Origin of the sequence: Microbacterium sp. MMO-20 (genome assembly GCF_037147735.1) — a bacterium.
GTDB lineage: Bacteria > Actinomycetota > Actinomycetes > Actinomycetales > Microbacteriaceae > Microbacterium.
In genome coordinates this window covers 188,035-210,174 of sequence record NZ_JBBCUU010000001.1, presented here as the reverse complement: position 1 = coordinate 210,174, position 22,140 = coordinate 188,035, and the positions used below count along the sequence as shown (strand labels likewise).

At 69.7% G+C, this 22,140-nt stretch carries 19 protein-coding genes and 1 tRNA gene; 5 read left to right on the top strand and 15 right to left on the bottom strand.

The genetic code is table 11. From position 1 onward, the window contains the following. Positions 1 to 45: 45 nt before the first annotated feature. From secE to gabT, 9 genes are all read right to left on the bottom strand, one after another. The gene (gene secE, locus WFI52_RS01125; RefSeq protein WP_292863691.1) at positions 46 to 309 is read right to left on the bottom strand and encodes a preprotein translocase subunit SecE; all 264 of its coding nucleotides are present in this window, start codon (positions 307 to 309) and stop codon (positions 46 to 48) included. 79 nt (positions 310 to 388) lie between these two features. Next, positions 389 to 461: transfer RNA gene (locus WFI52_RS01120), tRNA-Trp, on the bottom strand. Between the two features lie 155 nt (positions 462 to 616). Continuing rightward, a complete protein-coding gene (locus WFI52_RS01115; protein ID WP_336625412.1) occupies positions 617 to 1,054 on the bottom strand; it encodes a pyridoxamine 5'-phosphate oxidase family protein in 438 nt (145 codons plus the stop codon). 71 nt (positions 1,055 to 1,125) lie between these two features. Next, positions 1,126 to 2,493 (bottom strand): NAD-dependent succinate-semialdehyde dehydrogenase, encoded by a 1,368-nt coding sequence (locus tag WFI52_RS01110; protein ID WP_336625413.1) that lies wholly within the window; start codon positions 2,491 to 2,493, stop codon positions 1,126 to 1,128. A gap of 35 nt (positions 2,494 to 2,528) precedes the next feature. Next, entirely contained in the window at positions 2,529 to 3,986 is a 1,458-nt protein-coding gene (locus WFI52_RS01105) for an NAD-dependent succinate-semialdehyde dehydrogenase (RefSeq protein WP_336625414.1), read from the bottom strand. After that, the gene (locus tag WFI52_RS01100) at positions 3,983 to 5,548 is read right to left on the bottom strand and encodes an APC family permease (protein WP_336625415.1); all 1,566 of its coding nucleotides are present in this window, start codon (positions 5,546 to 5,548) and stop codon (positions 3,983 to 3,985) included. The genes WFI52_RS01105 and WFI52_RS01100 overlap by 4 nt, the downstream gene beginning before the upstream one ends. After that, positions 5,548 to 6,432 (bottom strand): universal stress protein, encoded by an 885-nt coding sequence (locus WFI52_RS01095; protein WP_336625416.1) that lies wholly within the window; start codon positions 6,430 to 6,432, stop codon positions 5,548 to 5,550. Before WFI52_RS01095 ends, WFI52_RS01100 begins: the two co-directional genes overlap by 1 nt. Then, positions 6,429 to 7,859: a flavin monoamine oxidase family protein gene (locus WFI52_RS01090; RefSeq protein ID WP_336625417.1), complete on the bottom strand. Its 1,431-nt coding sequence runs from the start codon at positions 7,857 to 7,859 to the stop codon at positions 6,429 to 6,431. The genes WFI52_RS01095 and WFI52_RS01090 overlap by 4 nt, the downstream gene beginning before the upstream one ends. A 36-nt stretch (positions 7,860 to 7,895) precedes the next feature. Beyond that, complete coding sequence (gabT, locus tag WFI52_RS01085) at positions 7,896 to 9,245, bottom strand: 4-aminobutyrate--2-oxoglutarate transaminase (protein WP_336625418.1); 1,350 nt, start codon at positions 9,243 to 9,245, stop codon at positions 7,896 to 7,898. Between the two features lie 120 nt (positions 9,246 to 9,365). On the opposite strand from gabT, the gene WFI52_RS01080 reads away from it, so the two are divergent. The 3 genes from WFI52_RS01080 to WFI52_RS01070 all read left to right on the top strand — a co-directional run bounded on the left by WFI52_RS01080 (position 9,366) and on the right by WFI52_RS01070 (position 12,717). Next, positions 9,366 to 10,916 carry a helix-turn-helix domain-containing protein gene (locus WFI52_RS01080; RefSeq protein WP_336625419.1) on the top strand — a complete coding sequence of 517 codons (1,551 nt, stop codon included), beginning with the start codon at positions 9,366 to 9,368 and terminating at the stop codon, positions 10,914 to 10,916. 128 nt (positions 10,917 to 11,044) lie between these two features. After that, complete coding sequence (locus tag WFI52_RS01075) at positions 11,045 to 11,725, top strand: response regulator transcription factor (RefSeq protein WP_336625420.1); 681 nt, start codon at positions 11,045 to 11,047, stop codon at positions 11,723 to 11,725. Beyond that, positions 11,722 to 12,717: a sensor histidine kinase gene (locus WFI52_RS01070; RefSeq protein ID WP_336625421.1), complete on the top strand. Its 996-nt coding sequence runs from the start codon at positions 11,722 to 11,724 to the stop codon at positions 12,715 to 12,717. Before WFI52_RS01075 ends, WFI52_RS01070 begins: the two co-directional genes overlap by 4 nt. An 18-nt stretch (positions 12,718 to 12,735) precedes the next feature. Here WFI52_RS01070 and WFI52_RS01065 read toward each other — a convergent pair whose 3' ends face one another. The 5 genes from WFI52_RS01065 to WFI52_RS01045 form a co-directional block, all read right to left on the bottom strand. Next, positions 12,736 to 13,536: an FAD:protein FMN transferase gene (locus tag WFI52_RS01065; RefSeq protein WP_336625422.1), complete on the bottom strand. Its 801-nt coding sequence runs from the start codon at positions 13,534 to 13,536 to the stop codon at positions 12,736 to 12,738. Further along, on the bottom strand, positions 13,533 to 14,045 hold the full coding sequence (locus WFI52_RS01060; RefSeq protein ID WP_336625423.1) for an FMN-binding protein: 513 nt from the start codon (positions 14,043 to 14,045) through the stop codon (positions 13,533 to 13,535). The genes WFI52_RS01065 and WFI52_RS01060 overlap by 4 nt, the downstream gene beginning before the upstream one ends. A 27-nt stretch (positions 14,046 to 14,072) precedes the next feature. Beyond that, positions 14,073 to 15,518, bottom strand: coding sequence for a ferredoxin reductase family protein (locus WFI52_RS01055; RefSeq protein WP_336625424.1), 1,446 nt, complete (start codon positions 15,516 to 15,518; stop codon positions 14,073 to 14,075). 102 nt (positions 15,519 to 15,620) lie between these two features. Further along, positions 15,621 to 16,346: a VIT1/CCC1 transporter family protein gene (locus tag WFI52_RS01050; RefSeq protein ID WP_336625425.1), complete on the bottom strand. Its 726-nt coding sequence runs from the start codon at positions 16,344 to 16,346 to the stop codon at positions 15,621 to 15,623. 68 nt (positions 16,347 to 16,414) lie between these two features. Further along, positions 16,415 to 17,893 (bottom strand): helix-turn-helix domain-containing protein, encoded by a 1,479-nt coding sequence (locus WFI52_RS01045; RefSeq protein WP_442927656.1) that lies wholly within the window; start codon positions 17,891 to 17,893, stop codon positions 16,415 to 16,417. A gap of 141 nt (positions 17,894 to 18,034) precedes the next feature. Between WFI52_RS01045 and aceB the strand changes: the two genes are divergently transcribed. Further along, a complete protein-coding gene (gene aceB, locus WFI52_RS01040) occupies positions 18,035 to 19,702 on the top strand; it encodes a malate synthase A (protein WP_336625426.1) in 1,668 nt (555 codons plus the stop codon). Here the strand turns inward: aceB and WFI52_RS01035 are convergent. Beyond that, positions 19,681 to 20,364: a hypothetical protein gene (locus WFI52_RS01035; protein ID WP_336625427.1), complete on the bottom strand. Its 684-nt coding sequence runs from the start codon at positions 20,362 to 20,364 to the stop codon at positions 19,681 to 19,683. The genes aceB and WFI52_RS01035 overlap by 22 nt on opposite strands. A gap of 61 nt (positions 20,365 to 20,425) precedes the next feature. Here WFI52_RS01035 and WFI52_RS01030 point away from each other — a divergent pair, with 61 nt between their 5' ends. Beyond that, on the top strand, positions 20,426 to 22,138 hold the full coding sequence (locus WFI52_RS01030; protein WP_336625428.1) for an alkaline phosphatase family protein: 1,713 nt from the start codon (positions 20,426 to 20,428) through the stop codon (positions 22,136 to 22,138). Positions 22,139 to 22,140: the final 2 nt, after the last annotated feature.

Sequence of the window (22,140 nt, the reverse complement as noted above, 5' to 3'; positions counted from 1 at the left end):
TTCTCTTCCATCGGGGGTGGGGCGCAGCGGCTGGGATGCGTGCGCTCAGCGCGGGACGCCGAAGACGACGTTCACCACCCAGGTGAAGAGCAAGTCGAGGCTGTACACGATCGCCATCATGACGACGACGAAGCCCAGCACGACCAGGGTGTACTTGACGAGCTCCTGCCGGGTCGGCGTGACGACCTTGCGGAGCTCCGCGAACACCTGGCGGATGAAGAGGGCGATCCGCTGGAAGAAGTTCAGCTTCTTCTCACGGGGCGCGCCGCCCGCGGGGACGACTTCGCCGTGCGCCTCTTCCTGGACCATGTACCCACCCATGCGAACTGCTCGGACTGCTTCCGCGCCAGCGTCTGCTGGCGCGCTCTGTCAACGAAACGCTGACGCGCAGGGCGGACAGGAATCGAACCTGCAACCTGCGGTTTTGGAGACCGCTGCTCTGCCAATTGAGCTACCGCCCTAGAGACCGGGGCCTCAGGGAAGAAGTCTGCGATCCTCGCTCGCCCGCCGATCGAATCGGAGGCATGGCGAAAGAATGCAGACTTCAACTGCACTGTCCAGTGTACGTCATGGGCCTGAGGCACGCGAACCGAGAGCTCGCGAACCCGACGGCGCTTCAGTACTCCTGGATGCCGTAGCGATCGGGCTCCTCGCCGCGGACGAACTCACGCCCCGAGAGGGATGCAGCGACGATACGCACGTAGTTGAACTTCACAGTGGGGATCCACGGTTCGAGCGGGAGCAGATCCGCCGCCGCGACCTCGTCCGGGGTGTCGAGCCGGTGCGCCGTGCCGCGCACGACGACACTCCAGGCATCCGTCGCCGTGTACTCGTCGACTTCGAAGAGCACCTCGTCGTTGATCGTCACTTCGGTGAGCTTGCTGCCCTCCGCCGTGCGGAAGACGAGGCTCTCGCGGTCGACCGTGTAGTTCACCGGGAAGACGTCCAGAACGTCCCCGACGCGCGTCACAAGGCGCCCGAGCTGCTGCTCGGAGAGGCGATCCCAGCATTCACGGTCGCTGAGCAGGGTGACGGGGCCGGCGGAGTTCTCCATGAACCCATCCTGGCCCGACGGCTGGCGAGGCGACAGCCCCGCCAGCCGGGAATTTTCTGCAGCAGGAGAGGTCAGCCGGCGACGCGGATCAGCTTCTTGTTGACGAACTCGTCGGCGGCGAGGAGACCCATCTCACGACCCGTGCCGGAGCGCTTCACCCCGCCGAAGGGGAGCTCAGGAGAATCGGCCAGGACGATGTTGACGTACACCATGCCGGCATCGATCTTGTCGGCGATGCGCTCGGCCTGCTCAGGGTCGGTCGTGAACACGTACGAGCCGAGTCCGAACGACGTGCCGTTCGCAACCTCGACCGCCTCGTCCTCGCCCGAGACCTTGAAGACCATGCCGACCGGTCCGAAGAACTCTTCACGGTAGGCGTCCATCTCGGGCGTCACGCCCGTGATCACGGTGCCGGGATAGTACGCCCCGTCCCGCACGCCTCCGGTCACCACGGTCGCACCCTGCGCGACCGCGCGATCGACCTGCTCGGCGAGGCGCTCCGCCGCCGCGAGCGACGAGAGCGGGCCGAGGACGGTGTCCTCCGCGAACGGGTCGCCGACCTTGGCATCCGCCATCGCTGCCGTGAACTTCTCGACGAACGGGTCGTACAGGTCCTCTGCGACGATGAACCGCTTCGCGGCGTTGCAGGACTGACCGTTGTTGTCGAGGCGCGCCTCGACGGCCATCTGGACGGCCCCGTCGAGGTCGTCGGTGGAGAGCAGGATGAACGGATCCGATCCACCGAGCTCGAGCGCGACCTTTTTGAGGTTGCGGCCCGCGATCTCGGCGACCGCCGCCCCCGCACGCTCGGAACCGGTGACCGACACGCCCTGCACGCGCGGGTCGGCGATGACGGTGGCCGACTGCTCGTTCGTCAGGCGAACGTCGACATAGGCACCCTCGGGGAACCCGGCATCGAGGTACATCTGCGCGATCGCGGCCGCCGACTCGGGGCACTGCGGCGCATGCTTGAGCAGGATCGTGTTCCCGATCGCCAGGTTGGGAGCGGCGAACCGGGCTACCTGGTAGTACGGGAAGTTCCAGGGCATGATTCCCAGCAGCACGCCGAGCGGCGCCCGACGGATCACGGCGGAACCCTCCGCGAGGAGGTCGATCGGAGTGTCGGCCGTGATCTTGTCGATGTTGTCGGCGTAGTACTCCGTGATGTCGGCGGCGAAGTCGACCTCGCCTTCGGCCGCGGCGAGCGGCTTGCCCATCTCGCGCACGATGATCGCCGCAAGCTCGTCGCGGCGCTCGCGGTGGAGCTCCGCGACCCGGCGGATGAGCGCAGCGCGCTCAGCCGGGCTCGACGTGCGCCCCCACGTGCGGAACGCGTGGTCGGCGGAGGCGATCGCCGACTCGACCTCGGCGTCGGTCGCGGTCGGATACGTGGCGAGGGTCTCCCCCGTGGCGGGGTTCGTGACGGCGTAGTCGCTCATGGTGTCCTCTTCTCGATATCGATCGTGCGGCCCAGTCAGGATGCCGGGATCAGCGTGTACTTCGTGGACAGGTACTCGTGGATGCCCTCGAGCCCGCCCTCGCGGCCCATTCCGGACTGCTTGACGCCGCCGAACGGGGCGGCGGCATTCGAGACGACACCGACGTTCAGGCCCATCATGCCGGTCTCCAGCCGGTCGATCATGCGGTGCCCGCGGGCGAGGTCCTGCGTGAAGACGTACGAGACGAGCCCGTACTCGGTGTCGTTCGCAAGACGCACCGCGTCGTCCTCGGTGTCGAAGGTCGCGATCGCGAGCACCGGCCCGAAGATCTCCTCACGCAGGATGTCGCTGCCCGCCTCCACCTCGGTGATGACGGTCGGCTCGAAGAAGGTGCCGGGGCCGTCGATCGCCGATCCGCCGGCGCGGACGGTCGCGCCGCGATCCACGGCATCCTTGACGAGCGCCGCCGTGCCCTCGACGGCCTTGCGGTCGATGAGCGGGCCGATCTGCACGCCCTCCTCGGTGCCGCGGCCGATCTTCATGGCCTTGACGCGCTCCGAGACACGATCGGCGAACTCCTCCGCGACAGACGAATGCACGATGAAGCGGTTCGCCGCCGTGCAGGCCTGCCCGATGTTGCGGAACTTCGCGGCCATCGCGCCGTCGACCGCCTTGTCGAGGTCGGCGTCGTCGAAGACGACGAACGGAGCGTTGCCGCCGAGCTCCATCGACACCCGCAGCACGCCTTCGGCCGCCTGCGCGATGAGCTTCTTGCCGACGGGAGTCGACCCGGTGAACGAAAGCTTCCGCAGGCGCGGGTCGGCGATGATCGGGCCCGACACCGCGGCCGACGTCGTCGTCGTCACGACGTTGACGACACCCGCCGGCAGGCCTGCCTCGACGAGCAGCTGCACGAACGCGAGGGTCGTGAGCGGCGTGAGCTCCGGCGGCTTGACGACGACGGTGCAGCCGGCGGCGAGCGCCGGGGCGATCTTGCGCGTCGCCATCGCGAGCGGGAAGTTCCACGGCGTGATGAAGAAGCAGGGGCCGACGGGGCGCTGGCTCACGACCATGCGACCGGTGCCCTCGGGGTTCATGCCGTAACGGCCGGCGATGCGCACCGCCTCCTCGCTGAACCAGCGCAGGAACTCGCCGCCGTACGTGACCTCGCCGCGCGCCTCGGCGAGCGGCTTGCCCATCTCGAGGGTCATGAGCAGCGCGAACTCGTCGGCGCGCTCCTGCAGCAGGTCGAACGCTCGCCGCAGGATGTCGCTGCGCGTCCGCGCGGCCGTGGCCGCCCAGGCATCCTGTGCGGCCACCGCGGCGTCGAGGGCGCGGATGCCGTCCTCGGCGCTCGCGTCGGCGATCTCGACGAGGGTGTCACCGGTCGCGGGGTCCTGGACGGGGAACGTGCCGCGAGAGCCGTCCACCCACTCCCCTCCGATGAACAGACCTCGGGGGAGCTTCTCCAGCAGGGCGGTTTCGCTGATCAACGTGCGGCCTCCTTCAGGCGACGGGTGCTGGCAGGGGCATCCTTACTCAGCGTCTCACCTCGGAAGAAGGCGGGGCGCTTGACGGACTGCCAGATCATGATGGCGATGCCGACAACGATGATCAGCATGCCGAGAACGAAGACGATCCCCACTCCCCCGACGGCCGCACCCGAGCCGTAGGCAGGATCCATCGAGTCGATGAGGGTCGTGAAGAAGAGGACCGCGAGGATGACGCCACCCACGAGCGGGAAGAGGAACGTGAAGAAGACGTTCCGCACCGAGTCGAACCACTGGCGACGGAAGTACCAGACGCAGGCGAACGCGGTGAGCCCGTAGTAGAAGCAGATCATCATGCCGAGGGTGAGGATCGTGTCCCACAGCGTGTTCTCGCTGACGACCCGCATGACGGCGTAGAAGGCCGAGGCCACGATCGCCGAGACGATCGTCGCGTAGCCGGGTGTGAAGAACCGCGGGCTGACCTTGGCGAAGGCCGGCGGCAGCGCCCCATAGTGCCCCATCGACAGGAGTGTGCGGGCGGGCCCCACGAAGGTCGACTGCAGCGACGACGCGGAGCTCGTGAGCACGGCGAGCGACACGAGGAACGCGAGCGGTCCGAGGATCGGACCGGAGAGGTGGAAGAAGACGTTCTCCTGAATGCCCTCGTTGCCGAGACCCAACTCACCCGTTCCGACGCCGGCGTACATGATCATCGCGACGGCGAGCAGCAGGTACAGGGACACGATCGTGACGACGGTCAGGGTCGCGGCGCGCCCCGGCGTCTTCTCGGGGTCTTTCGTCTCCTCGTTCATCGTGAGGGTGACGTCCCACCCCCAGAAGATGAAGATCGACAGCGACAGCCCCGCCGCGAACGCGGAGAACGAGCTGACCGCGAACGGGTTGAACCAGGAGATGTCGAACGGCTGGAAATCGAAGCCGTCACCCGAGACCGCCTCCACGATCGCCGCGACGGCGAAGAAGACGAGCACGAGCACCTGGAAGCTCACGAGCACGTACTGCAGCTTCTGCGTCGTCTGCATGTCGCGGTACGAGATCCAGGTGGCGGCGAGCATGAACAGCAGGCACACCGCGATATTGATGACGGTGTTGGATGCCAGGTCGGCGATCCCCTCGTTGCCCGTGACCTGCGAGATGAGCAGGAACAGGAAATCGACGGCGACGCCGGCGAGATTCGAGAGCACGAGGATCGTCGCGACGACGAGTCCCCATCCGGCCATCCAGCCGATCCACGGGCCGAACGCGCGGGTCGCCCACGTGAAGGACGTGCCCGCGTCGGGCATGCGATTGTTGAGCTCGCGGTAGCCGAACGCGACCAACAGCATCGGGATGAAGCCGACGAGCACGATCGCGGGGATCTGCGCGCCGACGACGGATGCCGTGGGTCCGACCGCCGCCGTGAACGTGTAGGCCGGTGCGATGCAGGAGATGCCGATGACGACAGCCCCGATGAGGCCGATCGTGCCGGCGGAGAGGCCCTTGCTCGACAGGCCGCCGGTGGCGGGCTCCGGCGCGGCGGACGAGGGGGCGTGCTGCGGTGCGCTCATCATCGAGCTCCTTCGGCCTTGCGGGTTCGGGGAACGACGGCGACGGGAACGGTGATCTCTCGGAGCATCTTCGCGGCGGTCGACCCGAGGAAGAGGCGCCGCGGCTGCGCGAGCCGGCTCGAGCCGACGAGTACGATCTCTCCGCCCTGCCACTCGAGATGGGCGACGGCGTCTTCGATGCTCTCCCCCGCCGCGACGACGACGTCGGCGTCCAGACCCGCCGGCAGCTCCGCCTTCGCAGCGGCGAGCACCTCCTCGGCTTCGGTGGAACCCGCCACCCGGATGGCTGCGGTATCGGCCGTGGGCGGGAGGTCGACCGGCAGGAGCGACAGCAGTCGGACGGGAACCGACGCCGCCTGCGCCAGCGTCGCCGCGGCATCCATCAGCGCGTCGGCGCCCGGACGCGTGCCGATCGCGACCGTCACACGCGTGATCCCGGTCTCGGGTGCGACCTTGCGCGCGCCGCGCGGCACGAGGACGACGGGCACGTCCGAGGAGTGCAGCAGTTCGATCGTGGTCGTGCCGAGGCGGTGTCGGCCGCGAGTCGCGCCGTCGGCCGCGCCCACCACGATGTACGCGGCATCCAGCGCGTCGGCGATCTCCACGAGACCTTCGGCGAACGACTCCGCCGCGCGCACGTGAGCGTGCGCCACCACCTCGGCGGGAATGCGGTCGATCGCCGCGGCGATCCACTGCTGCGCCTGAGCGTGGAGATACCGGTCGTAACCGGCATCCGGCGGGGTGATGACACTTCGCGACTGGCTCGGCAGGATGATCGCGACGTCGAGGACGGCCCCGATCGCGGCAGCGAGACGCGCAGCGAACGCGACCGCGTCGCGCCCGGTCTTCGTCGCGGTGTAGCCGACGACGATGTGGGTCGTCACGACCCGGACCCGTCACTCGGGGCCGCGTCCTCGGTACGCGCCTCGAGGATCTGGGATGCCACGAGGCGTCCCATGCGGATCGCACCGTCGACGTGCTGGTAGCCGGCGCCGGCGAGGTCGCTGCACGCGAGGTGGATCGGTCCGATCGCTTCGCGCAGGTGCGCACCGTAACGCGAGAGGCCGCCGAGGTCGAAGCTCGCGGCGTACGCTCCGCGGGTCCATTCCTCGCTCCCCCAGTCGCTCTCGAAGTAGACGACCGGGTTCTTCGCCTCGGGACCGTAGTAGTGCGAAAGCGACTCGAGGATGCGCTCCTTGCGCTCTTCGGCGGACAGCACGAATACGCCGTCGGCGTTCAGGTCGCTGACGAATCCGACGAGCGTGCCGCGCTCGTCGCCGTGGTTGGTGTTGTCGTACGCCTCGTGCGACAACTCGTACGGGCTGAACGCCGTCCCCGACAGACCCTGCTCGCGCCAGAAGGGACGGTCGTAGACGGCGTGCACCTTGATGACGAAACCCATCGAGATGTGCTGGTGCATCTGGTGCTGCAGGCGGGGAAGTGCCGGTACGAACGAGATGCGGTCGTAGAGCACCGGCGCGAGGGCGAGGATCGCCTGGCGCGCCCGCACGGTGAGACCGGCGCCACCCGTCGTCGCGGTGCCCGTCACGCCCGTCGTCGGCGCCGTGGTGATCGTGACCCCGTCATCCGACCATTCGAGCGTGCGCACGGCTTGGCTGAGGAACACGTCGTCGCCGAGCCGCTCAGCGAGGAGGATCGGCACCTGCTGCAAGCCGCCCACGACGCGCTTGTCGAGGATGAAGTCGGCGTCGACGAGGTGCGAATAGCTGCCGGCGGATGCCGCCATCAGGAGCGACTCGAGCAGCGAGATCGCGTGCGTCGGCTTCGTCAGCATCGCGGAGCCGGTCGCGAAGGCGAGGTTGCGCACCGCCTCGTCGTCGTCGGTCTGCTGGCGGAGCCACGCGTCCCACGAGACGGCATCCCACTCGGCGGCCTTCGGGTGGGCCCAGGGACGGTCCGGATCGATCTCGGCGACCATCGCGTCGAGCATCTCGGTGACCCGAGCGATCGCCTCCTCGGTCTCGGGCGCGACCGGGAACATCTCCCCCGTGAAGCGGTGCGCGACTCCGTCGGGGCCGACGTAGACGCTGTCACCCTCGCGGTAGCGACTGAAGGTGTCGAGGCCGAGCTCGTCGACCGTCTCGATGAGCGCGGTCTGGTCGGGAGAGATCCACTGCCCGCCGATCTCGAGCATCGCGCCGTCGATGACGTCGGTCCACAGTCGTCCGCCGACGCGGTCGCGCGCTTCGAGCACCGCGACCGACAGGCCCGCCTTCTTGAGCTCGTTCGCGGCCGTGAGGCCTGCGGCCCCTGCTCCGACGATGACGACGTCTCGGGTGATCTCGGTCATGTCACTCCTTCGTGGGTGCCGGTGGACGGCGCGCGGTCAGTGGGAAGCCAGTGCGGCGGCGACGACGTCGAGGCCCTCGTGCAGCAGATGGTCGGGCATCGACAGGGGCGGGAGGAACCGGATGACGTTGCCGTACGTGCCGCACGTCAACACGATGACACCCTCCGCGATCGCCGCCTTCGCGACGGCGGCGGTCAGGGCCGCGTCCGGGGCTCCGGTCGCGGGATGGACGAACTCGGCCGCGACCATCGCGCCTCGTCCGCGCACGTCGCCGATGCGCGCGTCGTCCGCCTGCAACGCCGCGAGCCGGGAGCGGAGGATCTCTCCGAGCTCCTCCGCGCGGGCGACGAGGCCATCGTTCTCGAAGGCGTCGATGGATGCCACCGCCGCCGCGCACGCGACGGGGTTGCCGCCGTACGTGCCGCCGAGGCCGCCGCCGTGGGTGGCATCCATGATCTCGGCGCGGCCCGTGACCGCCGCCAAGGGCATGCCCCCCGCAATGCCCTTGGCGGTGGTGATCAGGTCGGGAACGATGCCGAACAGCTCGCTCGCGAACATCGCACCCGTGCGCGCGAACCCGGTCTGCACCTCGTCGGCGATGAAGACGACACCGTTCGCGCGGCACCAGTCCACGATCTCCGGGAGGAACCCGTCGGCTGGGACGATGAAACCGCCCTCGCCCTGGATGGGCTCGATGATGACGGCGGCGAGATTGTCGGCGCCGATCTGCTTCTCGATCGTCGAGATCGCCTTGGCCGCCGCCTCCGGCCCAGAGAGCCGGTCGCGGAACGGGTACGAGGCGGCGACGCGGTAGACCTCGGAGGCGAACGGACCGAAGCCGCTCTTGTAGGGCATCGACTTGGCCGTGAGCGCCATCGTGAGGTTGGTGCGGCCGTGGTACGCGTGGTCGAACGCGACGACGGCCTGCTTGCCGGTGAACTTGCGCGCGATCTTGACGGCGTTCTCGACCGCTTCGGCGCCGGAGTTGAACAGGGCCGACTTCTTCTCGTGGTCGCCCGGGGTCAGACGGTTGAGCCGCTCTGCGACGGCGACGTAGGACTCGTACGGCGAGATCATGAAGCACGTGTGCGTGAACTGCGCGACGGCGTCCTGCACCGCCCGCACGACGGCGGGGTGCGCGTTGCCGACGCTCGTCACGGCGATGCCCGAACCGAGGTCGATGAGCGAGTTGCCGTCGGCGTCGACGACGACGCCGCCGCCGGCCGCGACGGCCTCGATGGGTACGGTGTGCGAGACGCCGGCCGAGACGGCGGCGGCCTTGCGCGCGAGGAGCTCCTGCGAACGCGGGCCGGGGATGGCGGTGACGAGGGAACGCTGCTGCGGAAGGCTGGGTCCGCCGAGGAGGGTGGTCGACATCGAGCTCATGATGGGGAGCGTAGGCGCGGGCGGAGACGCCACACATCCACCGCGGTGTACATTCTGAAGACAACGAAGTACACGGTGTACAGCTCGCCGTGAACGTGCCGGAACAGATCGGACGTGCGGATGCCTGCCACCGACCCCCAGCCGACGCTTCGGGCGCTCCTCGCTCGCCCCGACCTCGGCCTGCGCCTCGCGTCGGAGGAGAGCGCGCTCGCGCCCGACACCCTCGACATGCCCCTCCGCTGGGTGCACTCCTCGGACCTCGCCGATCCGACCCCGTTCCTGGCCGACGATCTGCTGCTGCTGACGACGGGGACGCAGTTCGTCGCCGCCCCCGGCTCGCGCGAACCCGCAACCCCCGTCGACGCGTACGTCGCGCGGCTGCGAGCGCGCGGTGTCCGCGGCCTCGGCTTCGGCACCGAGGTCGTGCGCGACGGCGTCCCGCCCGCGCTCGTCGCCGCATGTCGCGACGAGCGAATGCCGTTGTTCGAGGTGCCCTACCGGACTCCGTTCATCGCGCTCGCGCGCGCCAACGCCGAAGCCATCGCCGCGCAGGCCTACGCCCGGCGCACATGGGCCCTCTCGGCGCAGCGCGCGATCTCGCTCGCTGCGCTACGCCCCGACGGACTCGGCGCGACCGTCGCCGAGCTGGCCAAGCAGCTGGACGCCTGGGTGGGGCTCTACGACGCCGCAGGAGTCCTCACGGCGCACAGCCGCCCCGGCGGCGACCTCGACGCGGCGCTCGGCGCCGCGATCGGCGCCGAGGCGGGGGCGGTGCTGCGACGCGGCGCCCGCGCCGCGTCGCAGTTCGAGGTGTCGGGAACCCGGGTGACCCTCCAGACGCTCGGCCGCGGCGGGCACCTGCGCGGCCTCATCGCGATCGCCGGCGCCGAGCTCGACCTCGAAGGCCGCAGCGTCGTCACCGCCGTCATCGCGATGGCGGGTCTCGCTCTGGAGCAGAACGTCGGACTCGGGCGGGCGCGCGCGGCGCTGCGCGCCGCGCTCGTCCAAGCGCTCCTCGCCGGCGATCCGCAGCTCGCGCGCCGCGTGTCGCGCGAGCTGTGGGGGCCTCTCCCCGCGGCCCCGATCGTCGTCGCCGTCGCGTCGCTCACCGCGGGCCGCGCGGACGCCGCGACCGACTGGCTCGAGCTCCGCGCAAGCGAGCGACGCGGATCGCTCTTCCACGGGCGCGGACCAAACGGGCATGTCATCGTCGTGCCGGCGGCCGAGACCGAGACGGTGGACACGTTCGCGCGGCTGTTCGACGCATCCGTCGGTGCGAGCGACTCCGTCGACTATCCGGCATTCGCGCGCGCCCACGAGCAGGCGACGGTGGCGGCGCGGCGCGCCGCCACCGGCGCGGTCGCGGCGTTCGCCGACACAGCCGAGGGCGGCGTCTTCGCCGCCCTCGGCACACCGGAGGGCAGGGCGTTGGCGCAAGCGCGGCTGGAGCCCCTGCGCGCGCACGACGCGGCGCACGGCACGGCGCTCATCGAGACCGTGCGCACGTGGCTCGCCCACGACGCCCGGATCGACGAGGCGGCGCAGGCTCTCGGCATCCACCGTCACACCGTTCGCGCGCGCGTCGCGCAGGCGCAGCAGGTGCTGGGACTGGATCTGGCCTCCTTCCCGGCCCGGGCGGAGCTGTGGGCGGCGCTCGTCACGACGTCGTGAGTGCGAAGCCCGCGAAAGCTGGCGTGCGCGCGGCATCCACGACACGCCGACGCGCACTCTTGGCGCACTCTTGGCACGGACCGTGATCAATGTGAGGGTGTCGGTTAACGCAGCGCACAGGAGGTCGCATGGACACCCGATCGCCGGGGGGCGCACCACGGCTCCTCTACGTCGAGGACGATCGCGTGATCGCGGGGATGACCGTCGAGGTGCTCGCCGAGGCGTATGACGTGACGCATGTCACCGACGGTCGCCACGCCCTCCAACGCGCACTCTCCGAGCGGTTCGACGTCATGGTGATCGACCGGCGACTCCCCGACCTCGACGGGGCGAGCCTCGTCGCGTCGGTCCGCACGGCCCGCATCACGACGCCGATCCTGCTCCTCACGGCCCTCGGCGCCGTCGCGGACCGCGTCGACGGCCTCGACGCCGGCGCGAACGACTACCTCGTCAAACCCTTCGACTTCGACGAACTGCTCGCTCGCCTCCGAGCGCTCGTGCGCGGCCACCGTGCGGAGGGTCGCAGGCGCGAGGTCGGCGAATGGGCATTCCTGCCGGATGCCGACGTGGCGTACGGCCCGGGCGGCGAGCGGGTCTCGTTCACCCCCACGGAGTCGCGCCTGCTCTCCCTCCTCAGCGAGAGCCCCGAACACGTGTTCTCCCGTCAGGAGATCCTCCGCGCCGTCTTCACCTCGGACGATGCTCTGAGCTCCGTCGACACCTACGTGCACTACATCCGACGCAAGACCTCCCCCGGCACGATCGAGACGGTCCGAGGGCGCGGCTATCGGGCGGGGGCGTCATCGTGAACGACGCCGGCGACCGCCGCCGAGTGCAGCGGGCGGCCCTGCGCGTCGGCGCGGTCGTCGGCATCGGATCCGCAGTGGTCCTCACCGGAGGAGTGGCGATCCTCGTCACCGTCCTCCTCGCCGGTGGGCGCCCGGACGACGCGCACGATCGCGGCGGCCCCGGCGGCGCTCACGGCGGCGATGGCGACCGCTTCGTGATCGATGTCGATCATGTGCTGCCCTGGGTGATCGGGCTCGGAATCGTGGGCGTCCTGCTCCTCGCGGTCGTCGCATGGTTCGGGGCGCGGCGCGCCGTGCGCCCCCTCGAGGGGGCGCTGCGCCTGCAGCGCACCTTCGTCGCCGACGCGAGCCACGAGCTGCGCACGCCGCTCACGGCCCTCAGCAGCCGGGTGCAGCTGCTGCAGCGACGCATCGCCCGCGGGGAGGATCCGGGGTCGACGCTCGCCGCGCTCCGCGAGGACGTCGCCGTGATGGACGACGTGCTCACGGACATGCTGCTGGCCGCCGAAGCGGGCCAGAGCTCCGGAACGGCGATCGTCTCCGACGCCGTGTCCGCCGCGGTGCGCACGGTGACCCCGCTCGCCGACGAAGCCGGGGTCGCGCTCGGCGTCCGGAGCGCAGCAGACCAGGCGGCGGCGACCGGGGACATGCGCGCGCGGATCCCCACCACCACGCTGACGCGGCTGTGCGTTGCACTGCTCGACAACGCAGTCCAGCACGCGCCCCGAGGGTCGGAAGTCGAGATCTCGGCGAGCGCGGAGGGCGACCGCATCGCCGTGCGCGTGACCGACGCCGGGGTCGGCATCGCCGCGCAGGACATCGATCGCGTCTTCGAGCGGTTCGCACGGGGGCCGGAGGCCGGACGGCGCCGGGGGTTCGGACTGGGCCTCGCCCTCGTGCGCGAGGCGGCGACCGCCGCCGGGGGCTCGATCACCGTCGAGCGCACCTCACCCGCGGGCACGACGTTCCTTCTGACGCTTCCACGCGGCTGACCGCCGCGGTGCCGGTCCTCACGCGGCCGGCACGATGCAGAGCTCGACGCCGTTCGCGAAGCGCCGGACGCCACCGTCGGACGAGACGACGAGCCCCGACGCGACCGGCGCTCCCCCGATCCACGACAGATCCTCCGCGCCCGCGACGACCGCCGCAGTCGCCCAGACATCGGCGGTCGCCAGGTCGGCCCCGACGACGGTCGCACTGAGGGCTCCACCCGCGGGGCGGCCGCTCGCCGGCTCGATGATGTGGCCTCCCCGCTCAGCGGTGCCCGACGTGGCGACAGCCCCCGAGGTCAGCTCGATCGTCGCGACGATCGCGCCACGCCGCGCCGGGTCGGCGACGCCGACGCGCCAGGTCCACGGCGTCTCGGGCCTGCTCCACACCCGCACGTCCCCGCCCGCGTTCACACCCAGCGCGCGGATTCCCGGCACGCGCAGCAGAGGTTCGAGATGCGCCGCGCCGGCGACCTCGACGCTCCAGCCCTTCACATAACCCGTCGGATCGAATCCGCCGCGCCAGTGCGCGCTGAAGCGACCCGCCGTGGCGCTCTCGGCTTCGTCGCACGCTGCCGCGACCATTCCGACGCGCGGGTCTGCGGACGCGATGTCGAGCTCACCTCGGCGGATTCGCGACACCTCGGAATCGTCCCGGAAGGTCGAGAAGATCCGTTCGATCTCGCTCACCTCATCGAAGAACCGCGCCGCCGCCAGGTCTTCGGTCGCCCGCTGCTCCGGCCCGCCGCTGGCATCGTCGACCACGTGCACGCTGAACACGGTGCCCATGAGCTCTCGGGTCCACACATGCACGCCGCTCACGCGTTCGCCTGATCGATCGCGGACTGCAAGGAGTCGAGGTATCCCTGGCTGGTGTACGTGGCACCCGAGACGAAGTGGATGTCGGCGCTCTGCGCGTCGAGCGTTTCCGACACGAGCTGCGGGATGGCGCGCTCGTTGATCTGGCGGTCCCTCGAGTTGTCCGTCGGGTACTCGACGGCCTGGACGTCGACGATCTTCCCTCCGGTCACGGTGATCTGAACCTGGACCGGTCCGTAGCGCGTGTTCGTCGCCGACCCTGTGAATGTGCCGTCGGCGAGCCCGGATGTCGCCGACGGAGCGGCCGCCGACGACGACGCCGGCGGCGAGGCCGACGCGTTGGGCGTCGTCGCGGCCGAAGGCGTCGCCGACGAGTGAGGCGTCGCCGCGGACGGCGCGGCCTGCGCCGGCTGCACGTCCGTCGGCACCGCCTCTCCGAGCGACGTGCGATAGCTGAACAGCAGGACGAGTCCGCTGAGGGTGGCGAGGATGCCGTAGACGATCTTCTTCATCGTGTGTCTCCCGGTTCGTTCCGCCGCCTAGACGGCGAATGCTTCGCTGTGGATGCGATCGGCCGGCACTCCCGCCGACCGCAGGTCCTGGCGCAGGGCGGCCATCCACGGAATGGGCCCGCAGACGTAGACGTCGACGTCGGTCACGTCTCCCGCGAGAGAGCGGACGACTTCCGCCCCCGGCCAATCGGTGATTCCGCGCGGCATCCACGACGAACCGCCGGTGCGTCGCGGTCCGTTCATGCGGATGTGCCGAAGGCCGCGCTGGCGCACGAGGGCGTCGACGGCGGCGGCGCCCAGAGCGTCCTCGTCAACGTGATCGCGCGTCACGAGAGTCGCATCGCCGGGGCCGTAGGGCTCCGCTTCGAGCAGCGAGAGAAGCGGCGCCACACCCGCCCCTGCCCCGAACATGAGAAGCCGGCGACGCGCGCGTACCCGCCCGGTCATGTGGCCGTAGGGGCCTTCGATCAGCACGCGCGTGCCGGGCCGGAGCCGCGTCAGCCGATGCGTGCCGTCACCCACGACCCGCGCGGCGATCGCCAGGCCGCCGCGCCCAGGGTCGGCGGCGAGCGAGAAGGGGTGCCCGCGTGTCCACCCGGGGCCGTCGAGGAATCGCCAGACGAAGAACTGCCCGGGGCGCGCACGCAGGCGGTGGAGTGCGCGTCCACTCATCCGTACGACGACGCCGCGCGGCCCGTCGTACTCGACCGAAGAGACGCGGATGCCGTGGCGCACGGACCGCCACAGCGGCACGCCGACACGGAAGACCACCACGGCAGCGGCGGCCAGCGCCCACAGAGCCCACCAGTAGACACTCACCCAGGCGTGCGCGGTGAAGTCCGCCCCCGTCCAGAGCATGTGCGGGATCGCGAGGCCGACGCCGAGATAGGCGTACAGGTGCAACAGGTGCCACGACTCGTAGCGCAAACGCCGCCGCGCGCGGCGGATGCTCGTGACGACGACGAGAACCAGCAGGAGCGTGCCGGCGGTGGCGAGCAGCATGCCGGGGTAGTTCCACACGAGATCCCACGCCTGGGCGAGGAGAGACACCCCCGCCTGGTGCGCGTAGCCCACGACGAGGAGGACGATGTGCGCGAGCATCAGCCAGAACGACCAGAACCCGGTGATGCGGTGCATGCGCGTGATCGCATCGCGCCCGATGCCGTGTTCGAACAGCGGCACCCGGGCCATGAGCAGTACCTGGTAGAGGAGGAGATTCGCCGATGTGAGGCCGGTGAGACGTCCGAGGGTGTTCGCCGCCTCGGCCCCGCCGCCGAAAACCGCCTGCACTCCTCCGTCCGCCACCCACAGGGCTGCGATCGCGAGGCTCGTGAGCCAGATGAACGCCAGGGCCGCGGCATGCCAGACCGCATCGAGCGTGGCCGGCGCGACGGCACGTCGTGGAGCAGCGGAAGCAGCGGGAGCAGCGGAAGCAGCTGATGCGGCCACGAGATCGGGAACGTGAACGGTCATGCGAAAAGCGTGCGATGCGGGCTCCCAGACGATGCCAAGAATTCGCGGTTCACATGCTTTGCATAGCGGATGCCACGCGGACGCACTGCGTCCGCGCTCCGCTCACCCGACGGTCGTGCCGAACAGCGTGCCGACCAGGAACGTCGCTCCGAGCGCGACCGCGCCGCCGATCAGGATGCGCACGACTGCGCGCCCGCGGCGCGCTCCACCGATCCAGGCCGCGACATAGCCCGTCACGGCGAGCGCGAGGAGCACAGCGACGAACGTCGCAAGGATCCGCGTCGGGTGCGGCACGAGCAGGATCGTCGCCATCGGCAGCAGCGCCCCGATCGTGAAGGCGATCGCTGAGGCGAGAGCCGCGTGCCACGGGCTCACGACGTCGTCCTGGTCGATGTTCAGCTCAGCGGACAGGTGCGCTTTCAAGGCGTCCTTTGCGGTGAGCTCGGCGGCGACGGTCGCCGCCGTCTCAGGGCTGAGGCCCTGCTTCTCGTAGAGCCCGACGAGTTCCGCGAGTTCGCCTTCGGGATCTGCGCGCAGCTCACCGCGCTCCTTCTCGATGAGGGCGTGCTCGCTGTCGCGCTGGCTGGAGACCGAGACGTACTCCCCGAGTGCCATTGAGATCGCGCCACCCACCAGCGCGGCGGAACCCGCGAGGAGGACGGGCATGACTTCGGATGTCGCGCCGGCGACACCGACGACGACGGCGGCCGTCGAAACGATGCCGTCGTTGGCGCCGAGCACCCCCGCGCGCAGCCAGTTCAGGCGCTGCGCGAGTCCGGGGGCGTGCGGCTCATCGGGATGGGCGCCGGCGGGCGTGGAAAGGGCCATGCCCTCACGCTACGAGGAGTGCGCCACCGCGGCCAGCCAGGCGAGGCTCGCCTCAATGCGGCGCGCTGTCACTGCCGCGGCGCGTGCGCGTCGAGGAACTCGTACAGGTCCGTCGTGTCGACCCCGGGGAAGGCACCCGTGGGCAGGGTCGCGAGGAGCGTCCGCGGTGTACGCACGTTCGGCCACGCCTGGTCGCGCCACTGACCCTCCAGCTCCGCAGGGGGGCGGCGGCAGCACACCTCGACGGCGTGCCGCGATACACCCCGGTTCGTCGTCTCACGGCCGACGAACCACTTCGTGTCGTCGAACCGCACACCGACCGAGACGGAGTGCGCGCCCTCGCTCGACGCCTCGACGCGCGCGGTGCACCAGTATGTCCCGTTGCCGGTGTCGGTGTACTGGTAGTACGGGTTGAACTTGTCGGGGATGTCGAAGACGGCGCGGCTCGTCCATCTGCGGCAGCACATCTGGCCCTCGATCGACCCGAGTCGATCAGCGGGGAAGTTGACGTCGTCGTTCTCGTAGGCCTTCGTGATCGTGCCGGACTCGTGCACCTTGAGGAAGTGCACCCGGATGCCGAGGTGTCGCGTCGCGAGGTTCGTGAACCGGTGCGCGGCCGTCTCGTACGACACCGAGTAGGCGTCGCGGAGGTCCTCGATCGAGATCGCACGGCGCGCCTTGGCATCCTGCAGCACCGGCGCCGCATGATCCTCGGGGATCAGCAGCGCGCCGGTCAGGTAGTTGGTCTCGACGCGCTGGCGCAGGAATTCGGCGTACGATCGCGGCTCGCTGTGCCCGAGGATCCGGCTCGCGAGCGCCTGCAGCACCGCCGTCCGCGAATCGCCCTTCGCCGGCACCGTGCTCGACAGGTAGAGCCGGCCGTTGCGGATGTCCGCGACGGATCGCGTGGATGCCGGGAGGTCGGCCACGTAGTGCAACGAGAACCCGAGGTGCGCCGCGATGTCGGAAGCGGTCCGCTGCGTGACGGGACCGCCGGGGTGATCGACGGCGCGCAGGACCCCGCGCGCATGCTCCTCGAGCTCGGCGAAGTAGTTGTCCTGCCGACGCATGAGGTGCCGCAGCTCGACGTTGGCGCGCCGTGCCTCTTCCGGGGTCGCCGACCGCTCGTCGCCGAGACGCTCGATCTCGCCGTGGAGCGCGAGCATCGCGCGCAGCGCGTCGTCGGGGAGGGTCTTGCCGATGCGGAACGCGTCGATCCCGAGCCCTTGGAAGGTCGGTCCCTTCATCGCCCGCTCGAGCGCGATCTCGAGCGTCGCGCGCTCGTCGAGCGTCTCGGCCTCGAGCAGCTGGTCGACCGTGGCGCCGAGCGCCTTCGCGATCGCGCGCAGGAGGGTCAGCTTCGGCTCGCGCTTGCCCGTCTCGATCATCGACAGCTGGCTCGGGGCGCGCTCCACAGCCGTCGCAAGTTCTTCGAGGGTCATCCCGCGCGCAGAGCGCAGCTGTCGGATGCGCCGGCCGATCGTGAGGGCGTCGGCGGCATCCGGTTCCTCAGTGGACTCGGAGACGGCGGGAGCGTTCATCGTCATGAGCGGCATTCTGTCACAGAAGATGAATTTCTTGAGAAATTCACTCCGGAATTGGTCACGCACGACGCGAATCTTCACTCAGAGTGGTGTCACGGCCACACGCGCCGCTCCATTGCACGATCGAGACAGAGAGACAGGGCCATGACTCCCACCGCCACGGGCATCGAGCCTGAAACGACCACTCGCCCCACGACGGGGCCCATCCCGACGTCGGCGATCGTCGTCACGGGTCCGATCCGCGAACGGTACGAGGAGATCCTCACGCCCGAGGCGCTCGCGTTCCTCTCGGAGCTGCACGCGCGTTTCGCGGGCCGCCGTCACGACCGGCTCGCCGACCGCATGCGCCGCCGCTTCGAGATCGGGAACGGCCACGACCCGCAGTTCCGGTCCGACACCGCGCACATCCGCGAAGACGCCGAATGGCGGGTCGCCGGCGCGGGCCCCGGCCTCGAGGACCGTCGGGTGGAGATCACCGGTCCCACCGACCCGAAGATGACGATCAATGCGCTGAACTCCGGCGCGCGTGTCTGGCTCGCCGACCAGGAGGACGCCACGAGCCCGACCTGGCGCAACGTCATCGAGGGTCAGCTGTCACTGTACGACGCGATCCGCGGGCAGTTGTCGTACACCTCCCCCGAGGGGAAGGTGTACGAAGTGACGGCCGAGCGCACACCCACGATCGTGATGCGGCCGCGTGGCTGGCACCTCACCGAGAAGCACATCGAGTTCACCGACCGCGCCGGTCGCACCCTCGCCGCTTCCGGCTCGCTCGTCGACTTCGGCCTTTACTTCTTCCACAACGCGCAGCGCCTCATCGACAACGGGGTCGGCCCGTACTTCTACCTGCCGAAGATCGAGTCATCGGAGGAGGCGAAGCTGTGGGACGACGTCTTCACGTTCAGCGAGGACTACGTCGGCATTCCGCACGGCACGATCCGCGCGACGGTGCTGATCGAAACGCTGCCTGCCGCGTTCGAGATGGAGGAGATCCTCTTCGAACTGCGCGACCACATCGCGGGCCTGAACGCGGGCCGGTGGGACTACATCTTCTCGATGATCAAGAACTACCGTGGCCGCGGCGCCCGGTTCGTCCTGCCCGACCGCAGCCAGGTGACGATGACCGTGCCGTTCATGCGGGCCTACACCGAGCTGCTCGTGCAGACGTGCCACAAGCGCGGCGCATTCGCGATCGGCGGCATGAGCGCCTTCATCCCGAACCGTCGCGACCCGGAGGTGACGGCGCGGGCGTTCGAGAAGGTGTCGGCCGACAAGAAGCGCGAGGCCGGCGACGGCTTCGACGGCACGTGGGTGGCGCACCCGGATCTGATCCCGGTGGCCCAGGCGGAGTTCGATGCCGTGCTCGGCGAGCGCCCCAACCAGGTCGACCGTCAGCGCCCCGAGGTGTCGGTGCGGGCCGAGCAGCTCATCGACGTGCACATCGGCCTGCCGATCACGGCGGCGGGCGTGTACGCGAACGTGTCCGTCGGCATCCGCTACATCGAGGCGTGGCTGCGCGGCCTCGGCGCCGTGGCGATCGACAACCTCATGGAGGATGCCGCGACCGCCGAGATCTCGCGCTCGCAGGTGTGGCAGTGGATCCACCAGGACCGCTCGACCGAGGACGGCACCAAGATCACGCGCGAGTACATCGAGGGCCTCATCACGCGCACGCTCGAAGAGGTCACGCGCTTCGAGGGCGACCGCTTCGACGACGCCGCGACCATCTTCGAGCAGGTCGCGCTCGGCGAGGACTTCCCGACGTTCCTGACGCTCGTCGCGTACGCGGACTACCTGACCGACGAGGACTGATCCTCGAGGGAAAGTGAGGGGTCGGATGCCGCGGCATCCGGCCCTTCACTCGTGTCGGAGACCTCCACCGTGCGCGCACGACGCGTGAGGCGCCGGTCGATCCACACGGCGAGCCAGACCGCACCGAGCCCGACGACCGCGACGATCCCCTGCGAGATGAGGGCGATCGCGCTCGACGGGAAGGAGTGCTCGACGAGGATCGGGGTGACCAGGGCGGGGACGATCGCGAGGACGACCACCGTCCACGACCACGGATGCCGCCCGCGTGCGATCACCCAGCCGCCCACGGCCGCGAGCAGGACGACCGCTCCCTGGTCCAGCACGAAACGCCAGAAGGTGACCGGGTGCACGACGTTGCCCGCGGCGTGCTGTAGACCGAAGGTCACCCACAGGAGGAGGATGACGCACACGAGCGTGAAGGCACCCAGCCGCCGCCACCCCGACGTCGGCAGAAGAACGACCCCCGCGAGCATCGAGCCGAGGACGAGCAGGAACTGCACGGCGCTGAGCAGCGGCGCATCCGAGGCGATCGTCCCGGCGTAGACCTCCGACTGGACGATGGAGGAGAAGTCGGTCGCGACCCCGAGATACCCGCCGACGAGCATGGCGACGATCGCGGCCCCATAGCGGGCGGATCGGTCGAACACGAGGGTGGGCGCCATGCGCCGAGAGTAGCGGATACTGTCAGAGACCGGGCGGGAGCGAGGAGGTGCGATGGGCGCTATGGACGACGACACACGGACGAGCCGACGCGAGTTCCTGCGGCGCACCGGCATCGGTGCGGCCGGACTCGCGATCGGCGGATCGGCAGCCGCCGCGGTGACGACGGCGGTGACGGTGCATCCACCGGAGTTCGCACCGCTCACGCCGCGTCATGCGCCCGGATTCGATCACATCGTCGTGCTGATGTTCGAGAACCGCAGCTTCGACAACGTGCTCGGCCACCTGTACTCGTCCGCGGAGAAGTCCGCCGCGGACTTCGACGGGATCCCGCAGGGTGCGTACGCGAACGCAGCGCCCGACGGCAAGCTGATCGCACCCTTCATCTACCAGGGCACGACCGACCACATCATGCAGCAGCCGCAGCCCGACCCCGGCGAGACCTACCCGCACGTGAACACGCAACTATTCGGCATCATCGATCCGCCGACGAACGCGCAGCTCCTGCAGCATCCGATGTCGGCCCCGTTCAACAACCCGCAGCCCGAGCAGATCCCGACGAACTCCGGCTTCGTGCACGACTACATCGTCAACTACCGCCTGGCGAAGCGGCAGGAGCCGACGCCCGAGGAGTACCGGGTCGCGATGGGCAGCTTCAGCCCGGATATGCTGCCGGTGCTCTCGACGCTCGCCCGTGAGTTCGCCGTCTACGACAACTGGTTCGCGGCGGTCCCGTCGCAGACGTTCTGCAATCGCTCCTTCTTCCACGCGTCGACATCGCACGGGTACGTCACGAACCACAACGGCGACGATTACGAGAAGTGGATCAACGCCCCGGCTGCGCCGACGATCTTCAATCGCCTGGAAGAGGCGGGCATCCCGTGGCGGGTCTACTACGACCCGACCCAGCTCGTCTCGATGACGGGCATGCTGCACGCCTCCGTGCTGCGCCGGTACTGGAAGACGAACTTCCGCGACATGACGCAGTTCTACGACGATGTCGAGAACGGCAACCTCCCGGCATACGCCTTCGTCGAACCGCGCATGATCTTCAACCACAACGACATGCATCCACCGTGGGGCGAGCTGCGCGACGGCGAGATCACCCTCGACGACGGCTCGACGCTCCAGCTCGACAACAGCGCGTACTCCGATGTGCGCGCCGGCGACAAGCTGCTGCAGGACATCTACGACGCCATCCGCACCTCGACGAGCGCGCAGGGATCGAACGCCATGAACACCGCCCTCGTCGTGACCTTCGACGAGCACGGCGGCACGTTCGATCACGTTCCACCGCCGACCACGACGCCGCCGACGACCGGAGACGAGGGCGAGATGGGCTTCGCCTTCGACCGGCTCGGCGTCCGCGTCCCCGCGATCGTCGTGAGCGCGTACACCGCGGCGGGCACCGTCATCCACGACGAGATGCACCACGGCGCGGTCATCAACACGCTGTGCCGACAGCACGGGCTGAAGCCCTTGAACGCGCGGGATGCCGGGGCGAACCCCATCTACAACGCGATCAACTCGGCGGCACCGCGCCAGCCGTACACCTGGCCGCGTCCGACGTCGCTGTGGAAGCCGCCGAATCCCGAGGCCGTCGCAGAGCACACGACGAAGACCCACAAGAAACGCCCGCTGACCTCGCCCGCGCGCGGGCTGCTGGGTCTGCTGATGTCGCAGTTCGACCGTGACGCGCACATCCCCAAGACCTACGGCGAGGCGTACGAGGCGCTCACGAAGTACGGCACCGGCCTTTTCGGCACGCGCGACTGATC

What these genes read in the sequence shown, in the direction of transcription:
- WFI52_RS01080 (WP_336625419.1), top strand. Translation starts at nt 9,366, where the DNA reads ATGCCTGCCACCGACCCCCAGCCGACGCTTCGGGCGCTCCTCGCTCGC.
- WFI52_RS01050 (WP_336625425.1), bottom strand. Translation starts at nt 16,346, where the DNA reads ATGGCCCTTTCCACGCCCGCCGGCGCCCATCCCGATGAGCCGCACGCC.
- WFI52_RS01030 (WP_336625428.1), top strand. Translation starts at nt 20,426, where the DNA reads ATGGACGACGACACACGGACGAGCCGACGCGAGTTCCTGCGGCGCACC.
- WFI52_RS01075 (WP_336625420.1), top strand. Translation starts at nt 11,045, where the DNA reads ATGGACACCCGATCGCCGGGGGGCGCACCACGGCTCCTCTACGTCGAG.
- WFI52_RS01115 (WP_336625412.1), bottom strand. Translation starts at nt 1,054, where the DNA reads ATGGAGAACTCCGCCGGCCCCGTCACCCTGCTCAGCGACCGTGAATGC.
- WFI52_RS01060 (WP_336625423.1), bottom strand. Translation starts at nt 14,045, where the DNA reads ATGAAGAAGATCGTCTACGGCATCCTCGCCACCCTCAGCGGACTCGTC.
- WFI52_RS01090 (WP_336625417.1), bottom strand. Translation starts at nt 7,859, where the DNA reads ATGACCGAGATCACCCGAGACGTCGTCATCGTCGGAGCAGGGGCCGCA.
- WFI52_RS01045 (WP_442927656.1), bottom strand. Translation starts at nt 17,893, where the DNA reads ATGACGATGAACGCTCCCGCCGTCTCCGAGTCCACTGAGGAACCGGAT.
- secE (WP_292863691.1), bottom strand. Translation starts at nt 309, where the DNA reads ATGGTCCAGGAAGAGGCGCACGGCGAAGTCGTCCCCGCGGGCGGCGCG.
- WFI52_RS01055 (WP_336625424.1), bottom strand. Translation starts at nt 15,518, where the DNA reads ATGACCGTTCACGTTCCCGATCTCGTGGCCGCATCAGCTGCTTCCGCT.
- WFI52_RS01100 (WP_336625415.1), bottom strand. Translation starts at nt 5,548, where the DNA reads ATGAGCGCACCGCAGCACGCCCCCTCGTCCGCCGCGCCGGAGCCCGCC.
- gabT (WP_336625418.1), bottom strand. Translation starts at nt 9,245, where the DNA reads ATGAGCTCGATGTCGACCACCCTCCTCGGCGGACCCAGCCTTCCGCAG.
- WFI52_RS01110 (WP_336625413.1), bottom strand. Translation starts at nt 2,493, where the DNA reads ATGAGCGACTACGCCGTCACGAACCCCGCCACGGGGGAGACCCTCGCC.
- WFI52_RS01035 (WP_336625427.1), bottom strand. Translation starts at nt 20,364, where the DNA reads ATGGCGCCCACCCTCGTGTTCGACCGATCCGCCCGCTATGGGGCCGCG.
- aceB (WP_336625426.1), top strand. Translation starts at nt 18,035, where the DNA reads ATGACTCCCACCGCCACGGGCATCGAGCCTGAAACGACCACTCGCCCC.